The sequence below is a fragment of the Nocardia cyriacigeorgica genome, assembly GCF_029868385.1.
In the GTDB taxonomy this organism is placed as follows: Bacteria; Actinomycetota; Actinomycetes; order Mycobacteriales; family Mycobacteriaceae; genus Nocardia; species Nocardia cyriacigeorgica_F.
In genome coordinates, this window is the sequence record NZ_JARWNX010000040.1 from 163,242 (window position 1) to 182,788 (window position 19,547).

Here is a 19,547-nt window from a genome sequence, read left to right on the forward strand (position 1 = left end):
GTTGCCGGACGCACGTCCAGCCCCCGGAACCGGGGGTGCCGTCGACACCGCCGACGTCGCGGGCGGCCGGATCGCCGTAGAGACATGATCGCAGGTGCGGCCCCGGTGAGCGCTGGTCGTCCCGTGGCGAGACGTTCACCCGTGGGCACTATTCTGAGAGACATGCCAGCAGGTAAGCCCACCAAGGAAGCGAAGGCCGCGGCGAAAGCGGCCCGCAAACAGCAGTCGAAGGAGCGCCGCCAGCAGCTGTGGCAGGCGTTCCAGATGCAGCGCAAGGAAGACAAGCTGCTGTTGCCGCTGATGATCGGCGCGCTGGTCGGCATCACCGTCGTGTTCTTCCTGATCGGGCTGATCTTCGGCCTGCAATGGTTCCTGCTGCCGCTCGGCATTCTGCTCGGTGTGCTCGTCGCGTTCATCATCTTCGGCCGCCGGGTGCAGCGTTCGGTCTACAGCAAGGCCGAAGGTCAGGCGGGCGCCGCGGCCTGGGTACTGGACAATCTGCAAGGCAAATGGCGGGTCAGCAACGGTGTCGCCGCCACCACCCAGCTCGACGCCGTGCATCGCGTGGTCGGCCTGCCCGGTGTCATCTTCGTCGCCGAGGGTGCCCCGCAGCGGTTGAAGTCGCTGCTGGCGCAGGAGAAGAAGCGCACCGCCCGGCTGGTGGGCGATACCCCGATCTACGACGTCATCATCGGTAACGAGGAAGGTCAGGTACCGCTGAAGGAATTGCAGCGCTACCTCACCAAACTGCCCCGCAATATCGACGCCAAGCGCATCGACCTCATCGAAGGACGCCTCGCCGCCCTCAGCTCGCGCACCGGCCCCGCCCTGCCGAAGGGCCCGATGCCCGCGGGCGCCAAGATGCGCGGCGTACAGCGCACCATCCGCAGGCGCTGACCGCGCAGGCATCGAGCCCGTGTCCCTGTGGGGCGCGGGCTCTTTTTTTATTTGTGATCGCTATAAGGCCAGTTAGCGACGGGCCTGGGGTTGGGTCACCGAGAAAACTCGACAAAGTTTCGCCGATGCGGGAATGTCCACCCGCATCTCTAACCTTTAAACAGTCGATGAACGGTTACAAGACCGATCCGACATCGACCGAGAAGGACACGAGCATGATCGCCATCCACCACCGCACCGTCAGCATCGACGGGCTGAATGTCTTCTACCGCGAAGCCGGAGACCCCACGGCTCCCACCGTCGTGCTGCTGCACGGCTTTCCGAGCAGCTCGGCCATGTTCCGCACCCTGCTGGCCGAACTGGGCGACACCTACCATCTGATCGCACCCGACCACATCGGCTTCGGCCGATCGGATATGCCGGGAGTGGACGAATTCGACTACAGCTTCGACAAGCTCGCCGACATCACCGAAGCCCTGCTCGACACCCTCGGCATCGCCCGCTTCGCGCTCTACATCCAGGACTACGGCGCACCCATCGGATTGCGCATCGCCGCTCGGCATCCGGAACGGGTGACCGCACTGATCACCCAGAGCGGCAACGCCTACGTCGAGGGCTTCACCCCGTTCTGGGACGTGCTGTTCGCGCACGCGAAGGACCGGCAGGCCAACGAGCAGCAGGTGCGCACGCTCCTCGAGCTCGACGCCACGACATGGCAGTATCTGCACGGCGTGCCCGCCGATCGCGTCGACCTCGTCAATCCCGATACCTGGACTCTCGATCAGGCATATCTCGACCGTCCGGGCAACAAGGAGATCCAGCTCCAGCTGTTCTGGGACTACCAGTTCAACCTCGACGGCTACCCCACGTTCCAGAAGTATTTCGCCGAGCATCGTCCGCCGACCCTCATCACCTGGGGCGCCCATGACGAGATCTTCGGAGCCGACGGCGCCCGCGCCTATCTGCGCGACCTGCCGGACGCGGAACTGCATCTGCTCGACGCCGGGCATTTCGCGCTGGAAACGCACGGTGTGGAGATCGCGGCGTTGATGCGTGAGTTCCTTGGACGCGTCCTCGAGTGACCGCTACTGTCCCCGCGTCTCTGTCGAGAGGCGCGGGGCTCAGCGGGAACGCACCACCGCGGTCCCCGTCGCCCGATCGTGCATACCGCGCCCGTCGGCGTCGGTGAACAGGGCGGGCACGACGAAGATGAGCAGCAGCTGGCGGCCGAGCGCACGCACGAAACCCACCCGGACCGGCGCGTCGACCCGGATCACCCGCAGGCGCAGGAAGTACTGACCCGGTGTGAACCCGAACAGCGATACCGCGAGGATGCCGATCACCACCCATACCAGCCAGGTCGGGGTGCTCAACGCGCTCACCACGGCCTCGAAGTTGGTCGGCGGCTGCTTATCGGCCGGAAGGTCGAGGTCGGCGATGATCTGCTGCGGGTTCGGCCGCACGATCAATGCCGCGATACCCATCGAGATCACCCAGTCCACCATCAGCGCCGCGATCCGGCGGCCGAGCCCGACCAGCGATCCCGCACCGGAACGCGGCAGCCCGATGTGTTCGCCGCGGAACTCGGGAGTTGCCGGATCACCCGGATCCGCTGTCGGTCCGGAAAGCCAGGATCCGGTGATACGTGCCATGGCTTCCAGAATAGGTGGGTGCGGCAGGTCACCATCCACCGCATAACCGGTGCTCACGCCGTCGGCCCAGGTCACGGATGGCACAATGGCGCTATTGCCGGAGCGTGGGTGGCACATGCCACCCGTTCGATCGCACGTGTAACACTGGCGAAACACAACCTTGACTGCCGGGAAACACCGCGTCCATACCGTCTGGTCGCGACGCCCATGCAATCGACACTGGCCTGGGAAACTATCCGTAAGGAGAACTAAGTGACGTTCAGCACGGCCGACGAGGTCATCAAATACATCGCTGACAAGGACGTCGAATACGTCGACATCCGCTTCAGCGATCTGCCCGGTGTTCAGCAGCACTTCTCCATCCCGGCGCAGGCGTTCACCGCCGATCTCGCCGAGGAAGGGCTGGCTTTCGACGGCTCCTCCGTGCGTGGTTTCCAGTCGATCGACGAGTCGGACATGCTGCTGCTGCCCGACTACAGCACCGCGCAGCTCGACCCGTTCCGCGCGGCCAAGACGCTGAACCTGAACTTCTTCGTGCACGACCCGTTCACCCGCGAGGCCTACTCCCGCGACCCGCGCAACATCGCGCGCAAGGCGGAGGAGTACCTGCGCTCCACCGGTATCGCCGACACCGCGTACTTCGGCGCCGAGGCGGAGTTCTACATCTTCGACTCGATCCGCTACGACTCGGCCATGAACGGCGCCTTCTACGAGATCGAGTCGGTCTCGGGTTCCTGGAACACCGGTGCCGAGTTCAACCCGGACGGCACCCTCAACCGCGGCTACAAGGTCCGCAACAAGGGCGGTTACTTCCCCGTCGCGCCGTACGACCACTACGTGGACCTGCGCGACAAGATCTCCACCAACCTCCAGCAGGCCGGCTTCGAACTCGAGCGCGGCCACCACGAGGTCGGCACCGCCGGTCAGGCCGAGATCAACTACAAGTTCAACACCCTGCTCTCGGCGGCCGACGACTTGCAGCTGTTCAAGTACATCGTCAAGAACACCGCATGGCAGGAAGGCAAGACCGTCACCTTCATGCCGAAGCCGCTCTTCGGTGACAACGGCTCGGGCATGCACGTGCACCAGTCGCTGTGGAAGGACGGCAAGCCGCTGTTCCACGACGAGTCCGGCTACGGCGGTCTGTCGGATCTGGCGCGTCACTACATCGGCGGCATCCTGCATCACGCGCCGTCGCTGCTGGCGTTCACCAACCCGACCGTGAACTCCTACCACCGCCTGGTTCCGGGCTACGAGGCCCCGATCAACCTGGTGTACTCGCAGCGCAACCGCTCCGCCGCGGTCCGCATCCCGGTCACCGGCAACAACCCGAAGGCCAAGCGCATCGAGTTCCGCGCGCCGGACTCCTCGGGCAACCCGTACCTGGCCTTCGCCGCCATGATGATGGCCGGTCTCGACGGCATCAAGCGCAAGATCGAGCCGCTGGCCCCGGTCGACAAGGACCTCTACGAGCTTCCGCCGGAGGAGGCCAAGAACATCCCGCAGGCCCCCACCAGCCTGGCCACCGTCATCGACCGCCTCGAGGCCGATCACGACTACCTCACCGAAGGCAACGTCTTCACCGAGGACCTGATCGAGACCTGGATCAACATCAAGCGCGAGCAGGAAATCGCCCCGGTGAACCTGCGCCCGCACCCGTACGAGTTCGAGCTGTACTTCGACGTGTAAATCGAAGTAACGCAAGATGTTTCGAGCCCTCCCGCACTACGGTGCGGGAGGGCTCGTCCCGTTTCGGGCTCGTGGGGCCGAGGTCGAATCATTCACCAAATGAAGAAATCTGGGTGTCCGATGTCGCAGCGCACTGCCCCCGAGTCGCAACCGGTGCAGTCGAGCGAGGGACAATCGGCGTAGTACAGACGGCGCTGCCATGGGTGATTCCTGCTCGCAGCGATCAGGAATCGAGAAGCGTCCCCGTGGTGGCCGTGGCTAACGTGAAAGCCGGAATGCGGCGAGCCTGAACGATCGCGGCATGGACCGAGAAACCAACTGGGAGGTCAGGCATGGCAGGCGAGCAGGGCAGCGGTCGCACCGAACGCAAACCCGGAACACCCGGCCCGCTCTCGCGGTGGATGCAGCGCACGATGAACGCCAGGACCAACCGGCGTATGCGCCGCAAACGCAGCGGCAAGGTCATGGGGATGGATGTGTTGATCCTGCACACGGTCGGGCGACGGAGCGGTGAGCATCGGGAATCGCCGATCGCCTGGTTCCCGGACGGGGAGGACGCCAAATTGGTCGTCGCCTCGGGCGGTGGGAGCCTGAACCCGGACTGGTACGTCAACCTGATGGCGCATCCCGACAAGGTGTCGATGGAGCTGCCGGGCCACGATGCCGTACCGGTGACTCCGCAGCGCCTCGACGGCGACGACCGCGAGCAGGCGTGGAAACGCATCGTCGCCGACCAGCCCCGTCTGGGGAAATACCAGGCCAAGTCCAAGCGGATCTACCCGGTGGTCCGCCTCACCGTTCGCTGACCCGCCTCGCGGGCGTCAGTCTTCATCGCCTTCGCACCAGTCGTCGAACGCGTCGAACGCCTCCTGCGCCTGCGGCGGCACCGAATCCTCGATCCGATCCTCGATCGGATCCCACATCGCCGCACACCCCTCCGGCGCGGGCGGCAACATCTCCATGTACTGGGTCAGCGGCGACTCCGGCTCGGGAGCCTCCGGCTGAGCCCCCGCAACCCCAGCCCCGGTGAGCGCCATAGCCGCGGCAACTGCGATCGACGCGACCACTCGGTGAACAACACCCATGACATCCTCCTGACCGTTACCGCTGCTGACCGGCGGCGATATGGCCGCCTCGAGCACGGCATACCCGGCTTGTCGGTGGGTATGCGGCAGGGTTGCGAGAATCCGGTGGGAGGCGATCGGATGCCGACGGCGCCACCCTCGCCATCCTTCGCCGCCCGCCCTGGCCCGATCTCTGCCACGGGGTGTGGTCGGGGGTGTCAGTAGGCATCCACTGCGGCAACGTCACCGACAGCGATCGGGCGGAAGTGCGGTGACCGTGGGCACCAGGGTCGGACAGGGCGCGCGGCCGCGAACTCGTGACGGTGGGTAGTCCGAACCGATCCGAGGCGGAGTCCTTTTGCCGCTCACCCCGAGCCCGCCGGTCTCATACGATCCGCGAGGCCCGACGTGCACAGCGTCTCGAACCGCTTCCACGAAGTCGCGGGCGGCGTCGGGTCCTTCGTGTCGATGACCGACTCGAGTAGTCCGATCAACCCCCACGACAGAAACGCGACCGTATCGGCGAACTCGCTCTGGTCCATCTCGAGCCGCCCGTCGAGTTGTTCGGTGACGATGCTGGTGACCGACCGCTGGTAAGCCCGCAGCACGGTCGCGCTGCTCTTCGGGCCGATCAGGGGCCGGTAGACGTCCGGGTAGTCGGCGGCCAGCCGGAACATCACCCGCAGCGGAGCCAGCGGTGAGCCATGCGCCCCGCGCACCCGGTCGATCTCCCGGCGCAGGAAATCGGTGCAGCTCACCACGAGCAGGTCGTCCTTGTCGCGGTAATGCGCGTAGAAAGTGGAGCGGCCGACGTCGGCGCGGTCGATGACATCGGTGACCGTCACCCGCTCGTATCCGCGTTCGATCATCAACTCGATCAGCGCGCGATGCAGCAGGTTCCGGGTCCTGCGCACCCGGCGATCGGGGGATTCGTCCATGCTGGCTCTCTTGTCGGCGGACAGATCAGGTGGATCTGTGCGGAAACGAACGTATCCACCCATTCTGATGCTGGCCGGACTCGGCGAAAGTTCCGACGATAGGCACATGTCAGGACACAAGCAGCACACCAGCACCATGTTCGTCGACGAGGCGGACACCGGCCTCGTCATCGCCGACCTGCGCCGCTACAACGCATTCACCGCCATGTTCTTCCTCGGGAGGCACGCTCGCCTCATCCGTGAACTGGCCAGGATCAGCGGCGCACAAACCGGCCACACGGCGCTCGATATCGGTTGTGGTCCGGGCAAACTCGTCCGCTCGCTCGGCACCGCAGTCGGCCCGACCGGATCGGCGACCGGAACAGACCCGTCCCATACCGCCATCGAGCACAACCGCGTCCACGACCCGAACCACCACTACATCCAGTCCGCCGCCCAGCAGCTCGACCTGCCCGACGCCGAATTCGACGTAGCGACCTGTACTTTCGTCATGCACCACATCCCCGCACAGCACCGCGCCACCGCCATCGGCGAGATGTTCCGCGTGCTGCGCCCGGGCGGCCGCCTCCTCCTGGCCGACGCCAACCCCTCCCCACTGTTCCGTGCTGTGTTCGCCAGATTCCTGCGCCTGACCCGCCGCGGCACCGCCACCGACCCCTTCGTCGACGTCGACATCCGCCGCTACACCGACACCCTGCGCGCCGCCGGCTTCGCTGAACCGCAGTTCGTTGGCACCCGGTACTCGACCGGAATGCTGACGGCAGTCAAACCGGTCGAGAGCTGAGCTCGCGAGAGATAGCGGGCGCCCTACTCCCTTCCCATCCCTGGCAAAAATGCGGGCGTATGAAAAATTGAAGGGATACCAGCGTGGGAGGAGGCGGTGTGCGGACCGAATTCGGCGGTATCCGGCATGCGCGATTGATCCAGCTACCGATCGACGGCTCAGCTCAGGCTGCGGCACAGCTACCCGGCGCCGCTGACGCGGGTCGTCGGCTGCCCGCTGTGTGGTGACGATGTCGGACAATTGGGACTTCGGGATGCATCCCGATACAGAGGCCGCGCTCGACGGCGGTCGGGCGGCGGTACATGCCGTCGATGCGATGCTCGAACGAATCGACGGCATTCGCGCCCGCCGCCCGTCGCCGTCCGGTCGCGTCATCCCGGAGGTCGACGGGCTGGGCAGGCTCACAGATCTGTACATCGCTCCGGGAACCATCGCCAATTCGGCGAACGCTCAGGACCTCGTCACCGACATCATGGCTGCGATCCGCGACAGCGCCAGCGATGCCGCTCGTCAGCATCGAATCGCGTTGGAGGAGATGCGACCGCCGGACAGTCCTGGCTCGACAGCTGCCGATTCGACCTGACCATCAGGTGGGGAGCCGATTGATGACACATGTGGACGAACTCGATGAGCACGATGCACCACCTGCTGAGCAGGAGGTTTACCACGAGGTATTCAATCCTGATTTCTCGGTGGGTGTCGCGTGTGACCGCAGCGGCATGATCGTCGGCATTCACCTCGGGGATGAGGTGTGGGGACACAGCGATCACTGGGCGGCGGCCGAGATCGTGCGGGTTGCCCGCCTTGCCTATCTGAAGTCACGAGTCGGTCGCCGGGTGGAGCTACTGGAGGCGGGTACGCCGCCATACACCGCCGATGCACTGGGACTTCCGACGGATGCGGAGTTCCGGCGGCAACTGAAAGATGAATTCGGTCCGGGCTACTGACCTCGATCAGGGCTGCAACCGAAGCCAGGCCCGACATCGGAACGGGGGCCCGGCACAACAAAAGGAGAGTGTTCGTCGAGATGATCCTGGACCATGATTCGCCCGAGATGCGTAAACAGGCCAACGCCGAGCGCGCGGCCGCGACGCCCGCTTACGTCCGCTCCGAGGGGGACTCCGACTGGGAGCGCGACTTCGAGGAGATGTTCGGAAAAGCAGCCAACAAAGCACGCGGGCAATGGATGCGGCGGATCCATGGCCGCAAGGTCAAATACACCGGCATCGGGGACGATCGCAATACGGTGGGTGACTACAACGATACTTCCGCCGCCAGATTCGATGACACAGATATTGATAGTGCGGCGAATGTGCGCCGTGCTGGGCCGAAGAAGTAGCCTCGCCGCGTGTTTGCCGGCATGTATGAACCGATCGAACGTTCCTGACTCGCGAGCAGTCCGGTGCGGCAGGTAGATAAAGGAGTTGTGCTGTGGCCGGTAGAGAGCCAGGTAAGAATGACATAAAGGGTGGTGTCTTCAGTCCGGGCGATGAGCTCGGTGGGGACAAGAAACGGTGGCTCTACTCCGATAATGGTCAATACCGATTCGGTATCGAAAACGGGGACGCTGTCGTACAAGAGGTCGCGACAGGGAATGTTGTCAACAACATCTCGGGTTCGAAGAGTGGCTATCGAATAGAGTTCGAGGAAGAAGGCTTCTTTCAGAATGGTGCGAACAGGCTCAATCTGATCGGTAAGAAATTAGTAGAAAAGACCGGCGGAGGAGGTGATGACGAGGAATTCAAGTATGAAGAAGAGAAAGATTACCGGGTTTGGTCGACGGAGCCTGGAAATCAGGAGGAGAAGGGCGGAAAGGGTCCGGCCTATGACGGTGATTGGGATGATGACAGCGACAACAAGCCCAACAACTTCTACCTGACGAATGATGGCCGAATCGTAGCGGCCCGAGGTGGGGTGCCCAAGAACTGGGACAAGTACGACCCGATGAGCGACTCGGGTGCGATTGCGGTCTGGGGAAAGTCGCATACAGGTCTCGTCGTCGGATCGAATCCGAAGAATCACCTACTCGAGTTCAGGTTGCCGAAGGGCGGTGAAAAGCCGTCGCCGGCGTTGAACAACTGGGTGGGATACATGAACGTCAAGTTGAAACATATCGGAAGTCAGATGGGGTCGAAGAATCCCGAGATTCCCAAGTTTCTCGCAAGTAAAAAGAATGATGTTTTCGACGAATCTTCGGTGAAACCTTTGGAGGGGGCGGGTCTCACCAATGAGGGTTATAAAAAAGCTAGTAAGAACATTGAAAAGCGGTTCAATGACGCCAAGGCGCACGATGAACAGTTGAAGAAGATGGTCGAAAAGCTGTCGAAAGACAACATCGACACATACAAGAAGATGTACCACAATGTGGAATCCGCCAATGATGCGATTGCCAAGTCCCTCGCCAAGGGCGTCAAGGGTGAAAAGGGTAGTAGTGCAGGCGGTATCCAGGACATAGTGGAAGAATTCCCGCTGTATCGCATCATGGGTGATTCCGTGCAGAAATGTATGGATCTGCTGGTCGAGTATGTCGACGCGTCGGCGACGGACGATAAGGACGGGGACGGCAAGGACGGCGACGGCAAGGACGACGACGGCAAGGACGACGAGTCGACGACGCCGACGACCCCGACGACCCCGACAACGCCGACGACCCCGACAACGCCCACGACGCCGACGACCCCGACGACCCCGACGACCCCGACAACGCCGACGACCCCGACAACGCCCACGACCCCGACAACCCCGACAACGCCGACAACCCCGACGTCGCCCACGACGCCGACAACCCCGACAACGCCGACAACCCCGACAACGCCGACAACCCCGACAACGCCCACAACCCCGACAACCCCGGGGACGCCGACAACTCTCCCAGCCCAGGTCACGCCACCGGCTCAAACGACCCCGCCGGCAACGCAGTTGCCGTACCAACCACCCGGTTTGGGTAATGCCGGTTCACAGCCCGGATTCGACCTGCCTGAATTCGGAAATGGTGCAGGTCCGAGCTTTGGTGCCGGACTACCCGGTCTTGATGGAGTTCTGCCGGGTATCGACAACCTTCTGCCCGACCTCGACGGTGGCCGAAACGATCTCCTTCCTGATATCGGTGAGAGCCCACTGCCCGGGGGACACGGCGATGGCGGAGCAGGCAATGTCAGCAATTGGATTTCACAGCTCACCGACTCCATCAACCAGAGGGTGGAAAGCTTCGATCCGGGCTCGTGGCTGACGGACCGGCAAGACAATCATGACATCCCCGGCTGGGACCGCCGCCATGATCCTGTGCCCGGCGAGGGAGATTTTCATACGCAACAGTCGCCGCCTCCCAGCGGTGTCACTGCCCCGTCCGGCATTGGGATTCCCGCGGTGCTGCCTATTTCGGGTGTCGGGGATATCCCCGGCATGGATGGACCACCCGCAACGGACTTCTCGGCGGCCACCGCTCACGCTGTCGACCGGATGTTCCCCGATGAGTCCCGCGATGCGCAGGCGCCACACGCAACGGGATTGCCCGGCGGGAGGTTCGCGGCGCGCCGCTCGGCGAAGGATGATCCCGGCACGCGAGATGCGCGAGATTCGACTGCGCCGGATGATGACGCCGAGTCAGGGCCCACCGACGATACCCAGTGGGTTTGAGTTCGGGTGATCGCCAACAGGACACGGGTCGCCGTTCGAGGATTGGGCGGCGACCCGGTGTCCATCATTGATGTCGACCTGCGCTCCAGCGCTACCGTGTGCGGCCTCGCGGTTGGGCCGGACCCGCAGCCTCCGGCAGCGCTGGCGGAGGCTGCGAAAACTGCGCCTCTAGCGGGCGAATACCGTTGTGTGCGCGGCGGTGAGGAGTGCGGTGAGTTCGGTGGCCTCGGCCTCGTGGAGTACCGCGAAGGCCGGGTCGATGAGATCGTTGGTCACCTCTTCGGCTCGCTGCCAGCGTGCGCGCACTTCATCGGTGATCACCTCGAACGGCTCGGGCCAGCCGTACCAGCGGGCCTGGCCGGGGCCGTCGTTGATGGCCGAGCCGGAAATGAGTACGGCCTGTAGCGGGGTGATGCCCGATGCGCGCACGGCGATCAGATGCAGGCCACCGCGCAGTTCGCGCAGTACGTGCGTGAGTTGCAGGACGCGGGCCGGCGCGTCATCGGGAAGCGGCATGGCCCGCCAGCCCGCGAACAGCGGCACGCCCGCCGGATCGGCGGCCGCGGCAACGGATTCGAGCAGTTCCGCGAGCCGGCCGGCCTCCTCGAATCCGGCGAGCTTGCGTCGCCCGAAATCCTGGCAGACTCGTGCGTATCGTTCGGCGGCCTTCGCCGCGGGCATCGGCACCGATTCCCAGGCCTTGCGAATCGAGTGGCCGGGGAAGAATCCGAATGCCGCGGTGACCACGTCGGCGTCCGCATCGCCCAGTACCCCGCCTCGGCCGCGGGTGTAGGGGCCGAAGAACTCTTCGACGCCGGTTTCCGCCGCGTATTCCTTTGCCTCCCTGGAGAACATGAATCCTCCACCGAGCTGCTGAATATAGGGGTTCACCGCCGCACCGACCGACATGTCGGGTTCCTTCCGCTGGACTGATATCAGCTGCCACCCTATTGGTTTTGTACGCCGTATGGAACACCTCTTCCCAGTTCGGTATCTCGACGTCGGCGAGTCCGTGTTCCGGCTGCGCTTCTGTCGGATGCGAGGCCTGCCAGGTTCGTCGACAGGCATGCGTCGATGCGAGGCGGCCGTCATCCCGTTCCGCTTGACGCCACTCCAGCGGAACCCCTATGGTTCATTACATGAGTAATGAACCACTCAACCGAGGAAGGTGACCGTGTTCGAGGACGGCAGACCGCTCTTCCTGCAAATCGCGGAGATGATCGAGAACTCGATCGTCGACGGATCGTTGCCCGAGGAGTCACAGGCGCCGTCGTCGAATGAGCTCGCGGCCTTCCATCGGATCAACCCGGCAACCGCGGCCAAAGGGCTGAATCAGCTGGTGGCGGACGGGATTCTGTACAAGAAACGAGGGATCGGAATGTTCGTCACGGCCGGTGCGCGCAATGCCCTGCGGATGCGCCGACGGGAACGCTTCGCCGAACAGTTCATCGACCCGCTCATCGCCGAGGCCGACAAGCTCGGCATGGGCATCGACGAACTGAAAGCCATGCTCGACCATCGAGAGGGGACACGATGAGCGCCGCGACCATCGAACCGGCCGTGCTCGACACCGAAGTCGTCGCATCCACGCGCGGACTCACCATGCGGTTCGGATCCGTCACCGCGCTCGAGGACATCACCCTCGATCTGCGCGAGAACACCATCTACGGTCTGCTCGGCCGCAACGGCGCGGGCAAGACCACCCTCATGCAGGTCATGACCGGCCAGGCGTTCCAGACCTCGGGGGAGGTGCGCGTATTCGGCCACACCCCACACGAGAACACCGAGGTGCTGCGCGGGGTGTCGTTCATCAAGGAAAGTCAGGCGTATCCGACCGACTACAAGGTCAAGCACGTCTTGGCCGCGGCCCGTCATCTGCTGCGTGATTGGGACGAGGATTTCGCCCGAGAGTTGTTGCGCGACTTCGATCTACCCACCGACCGCAAGGTCAAGAAGCTGTCGCGCGGTATGACCTCCGCGCTCGGCGTCATCATCGGCCTCGCCTCGCGTGCACCGCTGACCTTCTTCGACGAACCGTATCTCGGCCTGGACGCCGTCGCCCGGCAGTTGTTCTACGACCGGCTGCTCGCCGACTACGCCGAACATCCGCGCACCATCGTGCTGTCCACCCATCTCATCGACGAGGTCGCCGACCTCCTCGAACACGTGCTGCTGATCGACAAGGGCCGTCTCGTGGTCGACTCGCCCGCCGACGATCTGCGCGATACCGCGATGACCGTGTCCGGCCCCCTCGCCGATGTCGACTCGTTCACCGGCGGCCGCCCCGAACTACGCCGCGAAGCGCTCGGCAACCAGGCCAGGGTGATGCTGCGCATCCAGGACCGGGCCGACGACATCGCGCACGCCAAATCGCTCGGACTGCTTGTCGAGCCGGTATCGCTGCAACAGTTCATCGTCGAAACCACCAGCCTGCGCGGAAAGGACCAGTAATGCTGCGCCGTGCCCTGTCCGTTTCGCGGATCCACACCGTCGCCTGGCCGCTGCTGATCGCCTGGCCGATCGGCATCCTTGTGGTGTCATTCCTGATTCCGTGGGTGATCTTCCTGCTGGTGGACGCCGATGAAAACAACGTCACCGGCAGTGTGTCCGCGGCTCTCGGCTTCGCCTTGGCGTTCTATCTGGGTGCCATGACGCAGACCTACCCGTTCGCACTCGGTATGAGCGTCACCCGTCGCGACTACTTCGCGGCCACTCTGCTGGTCGCCGCGGTGCAGATCGTCGGCACCGGGCTGGCGCTGTGGGGGCTCGGGCGGATCGAGGACGCCACCGACGGCTGGGGTGTGCGGATGGTGATGTTCGACATCCCGGGCCTGTTCACCACCAACCCATTCCTCCAACTCGGCACATACCTGGCTTTGCTCGCACTGATCGCCGGGGCCGGGTTGATGGTGGGTGCGCTCTATCAGCGTTGGCGCGTGACCGGCGTGTACTCCTTCTTCGCCGCGCTGTTGATCGGGTTCGGGCTCGCGGCGATCCTGATCACCTGGCAGAGCTGGTGGCCCGAGGTCGGCCGATGGTTCGCCGACAGCCCGCGCGTGGTGCCGATGGTGCTGCTTCCCGGTGTTCTTGCGGTCGCGAGCACGGCCGGGGCGTGGGCAGCGATTCGCCGGTCGACGGCATAACGGTCGTCACTTGCGAGCCTTGCCCGATCCAGCTGGGCCAGGCTCGCAAGTGTGCTGCCCAGGCGTTGACCGAGTGAGCTGATAACGCCTGCGCCACAGCCCCGCCCGTACTTCCGGCCGCTCCGTACACCACCGTATTTTTGCCATCGAGTCACATACGAATGCAGACGAGCCGAGAGGTTCGTAAATCATCGCCGCGTGACGAGTCGATTGCGCGACTGGTTTTTCGCACCCCGCGGTCGGACTGTCCCGCTGATCATCGAATGGCGGTGCGAGCTGTCACGGTTCCCGGCGGCGGCCGCGGATCCGTCGCCCCGACCATCCGGGATGCGGCCGATCATGTGCACGGCCGACGCACCATGCGGTGGCAGGTGATCTCGCCGAGCCTGTGGGTCGTTCTCGCCGCGGGTCGATGACTTTGTACCCGCTCAGCCCGGACAGGTCATCGAGCATATGTGTCACTGCTTGTCGGCATGCCGCGGAGGTCGCATCAGGTGAACTCGGCCGCGTGCTCGGCGGCCCATTCGGTGAAGGTGCCGGGCGGTCGACCGGTGAGGCGCTCGAGATGGTCGGTGATGCGGTCGGACTCCGGTCGCCGCACCGAGGCCGCGATCAGTGCGTCCACGAGTAGCTCCGGTCGACCGTCTGCGAGCATGTGTGATCGCGCCAGGTCGGCCGACAGCGCTCGGAAACGCAGGCGGCGGTGGAGGACGGCGGCGAGCCGGGCCACCTGGTCGGCGCGAGTGAGAGCTTCGGGTCCGGTGAGCAGGTACGGTTCGTGCTCGAGTCGGTCACGCGGCTCGAGCAGCGCGGCCACGACGGCGTCGGCGACATCTCGCTCATCGACCACGGCCGTTCGCGCGATGTCCGGGCCGGACACCTCGTCGCCCGCCCGTAGTTGCGCTATCCAACCGCGCGCGTTCGACGCCAATGTGTCACTGCGCAGCACGACGGGGCGCAGACCGGAATTGTGTAGTAAGGCCTCCATATCGGCGTGCACCTGAACGATGGGATCGCTCTGGCGGGAGACGTCGTCGTCGATGGCGGTCGAAGACAGATAGACGATACGAGGCGCCACCGCGACGAGTTCGCGCACGATCTCACGAGCCGGGGCGGAATCGAGTAGGGGCCAGATCAGGAATGCGGCGTTTATGCCCGTGAGCGCCGCCCGCACATCGGCGGGGTCGGTGAGATCGCCGACCACCCAATCGACTCCGGGGCGCGGTCCGGGATCCTCCCGCACGAGGCATCGAACGCGCGCCCGCCCGACGAGGCGGTCGACGACCTCCCGGCCGAGGTTGCCGGTCGCGCCGGTTACGAGGACCGATCGGTGGCGGGAATCGACGAGGTCGGTGGTGTCAGGCATGATCGGAACGCTAAGGGTTCAGGTCGACATGAAGGCAAGGCCGCGGATGAGGCAGACGATCGGCGAGGTAGCCGCGGAACTCGGGGTCGAGGCGCATGTACTGCGGCACTGGGAACATGTCGGGGCCCTGACCGTGAGTCGTGACGGCAACGGCTACCGCATCTACGACGACAGCGCCGTGGACCAGGCGCGCACGGTGCTGAAACTGCGGCGCGTCGGACTCTCGCTCCCCGAGGTGGTCGCCGCGATGGCGCCGAAGAAGTCGGCGGCACAGACTGTCGTTCGGGCCAAAATCGCGGCCCTCGAAGAAGAGATCGTCCGTCGACAACAGGCGATCACGTTTCTCCGGCACACCGCCGAATGTCGGCATCGATACCTCGACGGCTGTCCGGACTGTGCGAGTTTCGTCCGAGAGGTCTGAGCGGTCGGCGCAGCTGCTCGCCCAGGACCGGCCGATCGCGGCAGGTCATCGGCTCGTCGTGCGCATCATCGATGTGGTGGACGACGTGTGGTCGCACTCGCCGCCTTCGCTGAGGTCACCGTGACCGCCGCCCGCCTCGCGTCTCCGATGGTGCCGGCCGGCGCCGTCGGGCAGCCCGTCGGCTATGCCGACACGGATTCCTTCCGCACCCGTTCGGCCAGCTGGGCGGGCATCGGGTCATGGCGCAGGTAGTCGCGGCTGAAATGCGCGACCCCGTGGGTGAGCGAACGCAGATCGATCGCATACCGGGTGAGTTCCAGCTCCGGGACCTCGGCGCGGATCAGGGTGCGCCCCGATTCGGCGGGTTCGGTGCCGAGGATGCGTGCGCGTCGCACCGACAGGTCGGTGAGCGCGGCGCCGAGATAATCGTCGGGCACCTTGACCCGCACCTCCGCGATGGGTTCGAGCAGCTCGATCCGGCTCCCGGACGCTGCCTCACGCAGCGCGAGCGCACCCGCGGTCTGGAATGCCGCATCGGAGGAATCGACCGAATGCGCTTTCCCGTCCAACAGCGTGACCCGCACATCGACCAGCGGATATCCGGTCGCCACACCGCGCGCCGCCTGTGCGCGCACGCCCTTTTCGACCGAGGTGATGAACTGCCGCGGCACCGCCCCGCCGACGACCTTGTCGACGAACTCGATCCCCGACCCCTCCGGCAGCGGCTCCACCTCCACCTCGCACACCGCGTACTGACCGTGCCCACCGGACTGCTTCACATGCCTGCCGCGCCCACCGGCCTTGCCCGCGAACGTTTCCCGCAGCGCGACCTTGTGGTCCTCCACATCGACCTGCACCCCGAACCGGGTGCGCAACCGCTCCAGCGCCACATCACGATGCGCCTCGCCCAGACACCAGAGGACCAGCTGGTGGGTGCGATCGTTGTTCTCCACCCGGATCGCCGGGTCCTCGGCCACGAGACGGGACAGGCTCTGCGACAGCTTGTCCTCATCGGCCTTGCTGTGCGCGCGGATTGCGATGGGCAGCAAGGGTTCCGGCATCTGCCATGGTTCGATCAGCAGGGGCGAACCGGTACCGGACAGGGTGTCGCCGGTTTCGGCGTGGCCGAGCTTGGTCACGTAGGCGATATCGCCCGCGACGGCCTCACCGAGCGGCCGCTGCTGTTTGCCGAACGGTGCCGTCACGCCACCGACTCGTTCGTCGGCGTCATGGTCGGTGCCGGAACCGTGCCCACAGATGTGGACGGTGTCGTCGGCGTGCAACGTCCCGGAGAACACCCGTACCAGCGAAACCCGGCCGACATAGGGGTCCGACGAAGTGCGGATGACTTCCGCCGCCAACTCACCGGATGGATCACAGTGCAGGGGAGTGGGTTTCGAGCCGTTCGCCAGATGCACCGCCGACACTGCGTGCTCGGCGGGCGTCGGGAACCCGGCGGTCATCAGTTCGAGCATCTCCACCGTGCCGAGCCCCTGCGTGCCCTCCTCGGCCGCGGGCGCCGCGAACAGCACCGGATGGAAACTGCCGCGCACCACCGCCCGCTCCAGATCGGCGACCAACGTGGTCAGCTCGATGGCCTCACCGCCGAGATACCGCTCCATCAGGGTCTCGTCTTCGCTTTCGGCGATGATGCCCTCGATCAGCCGTGCCCGTGCCTCCTCGATCAGATCCAGTTCCTCCTGTGCGGGTTCTTTCCAGGTGCGCTCGCCGGTCGAATAGTCGGCGACCTTCTGCTCGAGCAGCTCGACCAGCCCGGTCGCGGGGCGATGCCCATCCGCACTCGCGGGTCCGTACACCGGCAGATGCAAGGGCAGCACGGTGTCCGACGATCCGCCGCCGAGCAGCGCCTGGCAGGTCTGGGTCATCTCCTCGAAGTCGGCGCGCGCGGTATCCAGATGTGTCAGCACGATCGCGCGCGGCATTCCCACACTTGCGCATTCCTCCCACAACGCCCTGGTCGATCCGGCGACGCCCTCGACCCCTTCGGCTGCCGACACCACGAACAACGCCGCATCCGCCGCCCGCAGACCCGCTCGCAGCTCGCCGACGAAGTCCGCGTATCCGGGTGTATCGATCAAATTGATCTTCACCCCGTCCCATTGCACCGGCACCACCGACAACTGCACCGACCGATGCTGACGTTGTTCGATCTCGTCGTAGTCCGACAGCGACGTCCCGTCCTCCACCCGCCCCGCCCGGTTCACCGACCCGGTGGTCAGCGCCAACGCCTCCACCAACGTCGTCTTCCCCGACCCGCTACCCCCGACCAGCACCACATTCCGGATGGCCTCCGGCCGCCCCGCCCCATTCGCTCTGTCCACCATGACTCACCGTCCTCGGGAATCGACACGCGGTTATATCGAGCTTCCCACCAGTGCGGTGTTCACGTCCACGATTCGGTCGGCCCAGCTCATCGCGTCGAGGTATCGAGCCGGGGTCGGCGGCGGTGGTCGAGAAAAGAACAGCGTGGCTGCAAATATTGAAGGTTACGGTTCGATGGTTAGCCTCGGGATCATGTTGGGATTCGCGCTACCGCAATTCGGCGAGTCGGCCTATCAGGATGTGGCCCGCTTCGCTTCGACCGCCGAGCAACTGGGCGCGGACAGTCTGTGGGTCGGCGACCGGCTGCTCGCGCCGGTAGAGCCATCGGTCGGTTATGCGGGTACCGACACCATTCCCGAGCAGTTCCGCACCAACCTGGATCCGCTCATCGCGTTGACGGTAGCCGCCACCGTGACCAGCACCGCCCGGCTCGGCAGCAATGTGCTCGTCGCTCCCTGGTATCCGCCGGTGCAGCTGGCCCGGCAGCTCACCAGTATCGATGTGATCAGCGGCGGTCGGCTGCTGCCCGGCCTCGGTATCGGGTGGTCACCGGAGGAGTATCGGGCCGCGGGTGCGTCCTTCCACGGGCGCGGTGCCCAGCTCGATGAACTGCTCGACGTGCTCGACGCACTGTGGACCTCGAACCCGGTCGAACACCACGGAAAGCACTGGTCGATCCCGAAATCCTGGGTCGATCTCAAACCGGCGCAACGCCCACGCCCGCCGATCTACCTCGGCGCCTTCACCCCACGCGGTCTGCGGCGGATAGGGGAGCGGGCCGACGGCTGGATGGCCGTGGTCCAGGTGCCCGCCGGGCTACACCACCTCGAATCGCTGAAGCAGCAGCGCGCGATCATCGATGACGCCGCCCTCGCCGCGGGCCGGGATCCGGCAGCGGTCGCCACCTTCGTCCGGGTCAACGTCGCGGCGGGCGCCGACGTCGAACAGGTCGCCGAGACCGTAGCGACTCTGGCCGATATCGGTTACTCGGACGTGTTCGCCGACCTGATGTTCGCGGTGTCCGACATCGACACCCATCTGGAGTGGGTGCAGCGGCTGGCGGCGCGGTGATCCTCGGGTTCGGCCGTTGCGGCTCAGCTGACCCGTAACGCGGTCAGCCGCCAGCCTCTCGGACCCGAGCGTTCGATGCGTGCGGCGAGCGCGAGCCTGCGTGACCCACGCAGATACCGCGCACAAACCTCGGCGCTGCGCTCGTCCACCATCACCACGTGCACACCGGCCAGCACTGCCGAGCCGAGTTCCCGACCGGGTACGAGATCGGCCCTGACGAGCGTGCGCACCGCCGCGACCGTCGACGGGTCGGCGAGTGCCGCGAGCTGGGCGACCGGACGCCTCCGATCGAGTACCTCCAGCGCCACACGCAAGGACCGCTCCGCCGCCACCCGCGCCTGTTCCATCGCCTCACCACCGCGCTTCGCCTTCGCTGCCGAGCACCCGGCTCGGTGGGTACCTACGGTTTCTCGATGGTGGTCGGCCGCCGACCGGGGCCGCACCCGACTCCGGCACGGTAACGCTGCGCGCTCGTCCGGGAACGGTTCCTGTGGACTCGACGGCGCGTACGGCCGCAAGAGCGGTTCATACACCGGAATCGGC

General features: G+C 65.2%; 22 protein-coding genes. 15 read left to right on the forward strand and 7 right to left on the reverse strand.

What is annotated here, in order from left to right; all coding sequences use genetic code 11:
• Positions 1-162 precede the first annotated feature (162 nt).
• Together QH168_RS10885 and QH168_RS10890 are read left to right on the forward strand one after the other, a co-directional pair.
• Positions 163-897: a DUF4191 domain-containing protein gene (locus QH168_RS10885; RefSeq protein ID WP_280234446.1), complete on the forward strand. Its 735-nt coding sequence runs from the start codon at positions 163-165 to the stop codon at positions 895-897.
• Positions 898-1,112: 215 nt separating this feature from the next.
• Complete coding sequence (locus QH168_RS10890; protein WP_280234533.1) at positions 1,113-1,979, forward strand: alpha/beta fold hydrolase; 867 nt, start codon at positions 1,113-1,115, stop codon at positions 1,977-1,979.
• A 39-nt stretch (positions 1,980-2,018) separates the two neighbouring features.
• On the opposite strand, the gene QH168_RS10895 is transcribed toward QH168_RS10890, so the two are convergent.
• The gene (locus tag QH168_RS10895; RefSeq protein WP_280234447.1) at positions 2,019-2,549 is read right to left on the reverse strand and encodes an RDD family protein; all 531 of its coding nucleotides are present in this window, start codon (positions 2,547-2,549) and stop codon (positions 2,019-2,021) included.
• Between the two features lie 252 nt (positions 2,550-2,801).
• Here QH168_RS10895 and glnA point away from each other — a divergent pair, with 252 nt between their 5' ends.
• Both glnA and QH168_RS10905 read left to right on the forward strand, forming a co-directional pair.
• Positions 2,802-4,238: a type I glutamate--ammonia ligase gene (gene glnA, locus QH168_RS10900; RefSeq protein WP_280234448.1), complete on the forward strand. Its 1,437-nt coding sequence runs from the start codon at positions 2,802-2,804 to the stop codon at positions 4,236-4,238.
• A gap of 332 nt (positions 4,239-4,570) precedes the next feature.
• Positions 4,571-5,044 (forward strand): nitroreductase family deazaflavin-dependent oxidoreductase, encoded by a 474-nt coding sequence (locus QH168_RS10905; RefSeq protein WP_280234450.1) that lies wholly within the window; start codon positions 4,571-4,573, stop codon positions 5,042-5,044.
• A 15-nt stretch (positions 5,045-5,059) separates the two neighbouring features.
• Here the strand turns inward: QH168_RS10905 and QH168_RS10910 are convergent, their stop codons facing one another.
• Positions 5,060-5,380: a hypothetical protein gene (locus QH168_RS10910; RefSeq protein ID WP_280234452.1), complete on the reverse strand. Its 321-nt coding sequence runs from the start codon at positions 5,378-5,380 to the stop codon at positions 5,060-5,062.
• Between the two features lie 287 nt (positions 5,381-5,667).
• Entirely contained in the window at positions 5,668-6,240 is a 573-nt protein-coding gene (locus tag QH168_RS10915) for a TetR/AcrR family transcriptional regulator (RefSeq protein ID WP_280234453.1), read from the reverse strand.
• Positions 6,241-6,346: 106 nt separating this feature from the next.
• On the opposite strand from QH168_RS10915, the gene QH168_RS10920 reads away from it, so the two are divergent.
• The 6 genes from QH168_RS10920 (at position 6,347) to QH168_RS10945 (ending at position 10,660) form a co-directional block, all read left to right on the forward strand.
• The gene (locus tag QH168_RS10920; protein ID WP_280234454.1) at positions 6,347-7,024 is read left to right on the forward strand and encodes a class I SAM-dependent methyltransferase; all 678 of its coding nucleotides are present in this window, start codon (positions 6,347-6,349) and stop codon (positions 7,022-7,024) included.
• Positions 7,025-7,122: 98 nt separating this feature from the next.
• Positions 7,123-7,251: a hypothetical protein gene (locus tag QH168_RS10925; protein ID WP_280234455.1), complete on the forward strand. Its 129-nt coding sequence runs from the start codon at positions 7,123-7,125 to the stop codon at positions 7,249-7,251.
• A 2-nt stretch (positions 7,252-7,253) separates the two neighbouring features.
• Positions 7,254-7,607 carry a hypothetical protein gene (locus QH168_RS10930; RefSeq protein ID WP_280234456.1) on the forward strand — a complete coding sequence of 118 codons (354 nt, stop codon included), beginning with the start codon at positions 7,254-7,256 and terminating at the stop codon, positions 7,605-7,607.
• A 22-nt stretch (positions 7,608-7,629) separates the two neighbouring features.
• Entirely contained in the window at positions 7,630-7,971 is a 342-nt protein-coding gene (locus tag QH168_RS10935) for a hypothetical protein (protein WP_280234457.1), read from the forward strand.
• Between the two features lie 68 nt (positions 7,972-8,039).
• The gene (locus QH168_RS10940; RefSeq protein ID WP_280234458.1) at positions 8,040-8,363 is read left to right on the forward strand and encodes a hypothetical protein; all 324 of its coding nucleotides are present in this window, start codon (positions 8,040-8,042) and stop codon (positions 8,361-8,363) included.
• A 92-nt stretch (positions 8,364-8,455) separates the two neighbouring features.
• Positions 8,456-10,660, forward strand: coding sequence for a hypothetical protein (locus QH168_RS10945; RefSeq protein ID WP_280234459.1), 2,205 nt, complete (start codon positions 8,456-8,458; stop codon positions 10,658-10,660).
• A 168-nt stretch (positions 10,661-10,828) separates the two neighbouring features.
• Here the strand turns inward: QH168_RS10945 and QH168_RS10950 are convergent, their stop codons facing one another.
• Entirely contained in the window at positions 10,829-11,569 is a 741-nt protein-coding gene (locus QH168_RS10950; protein WP_280234460.1) for an SCO6745 family protein, read from the reverse strand.
• Positions 11,570-11,834: 265 nt separating this feature from the next.
• On the opposite strand from QH168_RS10950, the gene QH168_RS10955 reads away from it, so the two are divergent.
• The 3 genes from QH168_RS10955 to QH168_RS10965 are packed head-to-tail and all read left to right on the forward strand — an operon-like array spanning position 11,835 to position 13,803.
• The gene (locus tag QH168_RS10955) at positions 11,835-12,197 is read left to right on the forward strand and encodes a GntR family transcriptional regulator (protein WP_280234534.1); all 363 of its coding nucleotides are present in this window, start codon (positions 11,835-11,837) and stop codon (positions 12,195-12,197) included.
• Complete coding sequence (locus tag QH168_RS10960) at positions 12,194-13,111, forward strand: ABC transporter ATP-binding protein (protein ID WP_280234461.1); 918 nt, start codon at positions 12,194-12,196, stop codon at positions 13,109-13,111. The genes QH168_RS10955 and QH168_RS10960 overlap by 4 nt, the downstream gene beginning before the upstream one ends.
• On the forward strand, positions 13,111-13,803 hold the full coding sequence (locus QH168_RS10965; protein ID WP_280234462.1) for an ABC transporter permease: 693 nt from the start codon (positions 13,111-13,113) through the stop codon (positions 13,801-13,803). Before QH168_RS10960 ends, QH168_RS10965 begins: the two co-directional genes overlap by 1 nt.
• 490 nt (positions 13,804-14,293) lie before the next feature.
• On the opposite strand, the gene QH168_RS10970 is transcribed toward QH168_RS10965, so the two are convergent.
• Positions 14,294-15,169 (reverse strand): SDR family oxidoreductase, encoded by an 876-nt coding sequence (locus QH168_RS10970; protein ID WP_280234463.1) that lies wholly within the window; start codon positions 15,167-15,169, stop codon positions 14,294-14,296.
• 46 nt (positions 15,170-15,215) lie between these two features.
• Here QH168_RS10970 and QH168_RS10975 point away from each other — a divergent pair, with 46 nt between their 5' ends.
• Positions 15,216-15,590, forward strand: a complete 375-nt coding sequence (locus QH168_RS10975; protein WP_280234464.1) for a MerR family transcriptional regulator — start codon at positions 15,216-15,218, stop codon at positions 15,588-15,590.
• A gap of 182 nt (positions 15,591-15,772) precedes the next feature.
• Here the strand turns inward: QH168_RS10975 and QH168_RS10980 are convergent, their stop codons facing one another.
• Entirely contained in the window at positions 15,773-17,935 is a 2,163-nt protein-coding gene (locus tag QH168_RS10980) for an elongation factor G-like protein EF-G2 (RefSeq protein ID WP_280234465.1), read from the reverse strand.
• 190 nt (positions 17,936-18,125) lie between these two features.
• Here QH168_RS10980 and QH168_RS10985 point away from each other — a divergent pair, with 190 nt between their 5' ends.
• Positions 18,126-19,004, forward strand: a complete 879-nt coding sequence (locus QH168_RS10985; RefSeq protein ID WP_280234466.1) for a TIGR03619 family F420-dependent LLM class oxidoreductase — start codon at positions 18,126-18,128, stop codon at positions 19,002-19,004.
• A gap of 23 nt (positions 19,005-19,027) precedes the next feature.
• On the opposite strand, the gene QH168_RS10990 is transcribed toward QH168_RS10985, so the two are convergent.
• Positions 19,028-19,351 (reverse strand): Rv3235 family protein, encoded by a 324-nt coding sequence (locus QH168_RS10990; protein ID WP_280234467.1) that lies wholly within the window; start codon positions 19,349-19,351, stop codon positions 19,028-19,030.
• Positions 19,352-19,547 lie beyond the last annotated feature (196 nt).

Bases quoted from the DNA above. Each gene is read 5' to 3' on its own strand.
- QH168_RS10885 (WP_280234446.1), top strand. From the start codon at position 163: ATGCCAGCAGGTAAGCCCACCAAGGAAGCGAAGGCCGCGGCGAAAGCG.
- QH168_RS10890 (WP_280234533.1), top strand. From the start codon at position 1,113: ATGATCGCCATCCACCACCGCACCGTCAGCATCGACGGGCTGAATGTC.
- QH168_RS10895 (WP_280234447.1), bottom strand. From the start codon at position 2,549: ATGGCACGTATCACCGGATCCTGGCTTTCCGGACCGACAGCGGATCCG.
- QH168_RS10905 (WP_280234450.1), top strand. From the start codon at position 4,571: ATGGCAGGCGAGCAGGGCAGCGGTCGCACCGAACGCAAACCCGGAACA.
- QH168_RS10915 (WP_280234453.1), bottom strand. From the start codon at position 6,240: ATGGACGAATCCCCCGATCGCCGGGTGCGCAGGACCCGGAACCTGCTG.
- QH168_RS10920 (WP_280234454.1), top strand. From the start codon at position 6,347: ATGTCAGGACACAAGCAGCACACCAGCACCATGTTCGTCGACGAGGCG.
- QH168_RS10930 (WP_280234456.1), top strand. From the start codon at position 7,254: ATGTCGGACAATTGGGACTTCGGGATGCATCCCGATACAGAGGCCGCG.
- QH168_RS10935 (WP_280234457.1), top strand. From the start codon at position 7,630: ATGACACATGTGGACGAACTCGATGAGCACGATGCACCACCTGCTGAG.
- QH168_RS10950 (WP_280234460.1), bottom strand. From the start codon at position 11,569: ATGTCGGTCGGTGCGGCGGTGAACCCCTATATTCAGCAGCTCGGTGGA.
- QH168_RS10960 (WP_280234461.1), top strand. From the start codon at position 12,194: ATGAGCGCCGCGACCATCGAACCGGCCGTGCTCGACACCGAAGTCGTC.
- QH168_RS10965 (WP_280234462.1), top strand. From the start codon at position 13,111: ATGCTGCGCCGTGCCCTGTCCGTTTCGCGGATCCACACCGTCGCCTGG.
- QH168_RS10970 (WP_280234463.1), bottom strand. From the start codon at position 15,169: ATGCCTGACACCACCGACCTCGTCGATTCCCGCCACCGATCGGTCCTC.
- QH168_RS10975 (WP_280234464.1), top strand. From the start codon at position 15,216: ATGAGGCAGACGATCGGCGAGGTAGCCGCGGAACTCGGGGTCGAGGCG.
- QH168_RS10980 (WP_280234465.1), bottom strand. From the start codon at position 17,935: ATGGTGGACAGAGCGAATGGGGCGGGGCGGCCGGAGGCCATCCGGAAT.
- QH168_RS10985 (WP_280234466.1), top strand. From the start codon at position 18,126: ATGTTGGGATTCGCGCTACCGCAATTCGGCGAGTCGGCCTATCAGGAT.
- QH168_RS10990 (WP_280234467.1), bottom strand. From the start codon at position 19,351: ATGGAACAGGCGCGGGTGGCGGCGGAGCGGTCCTTGCGTGTGGCGCTG.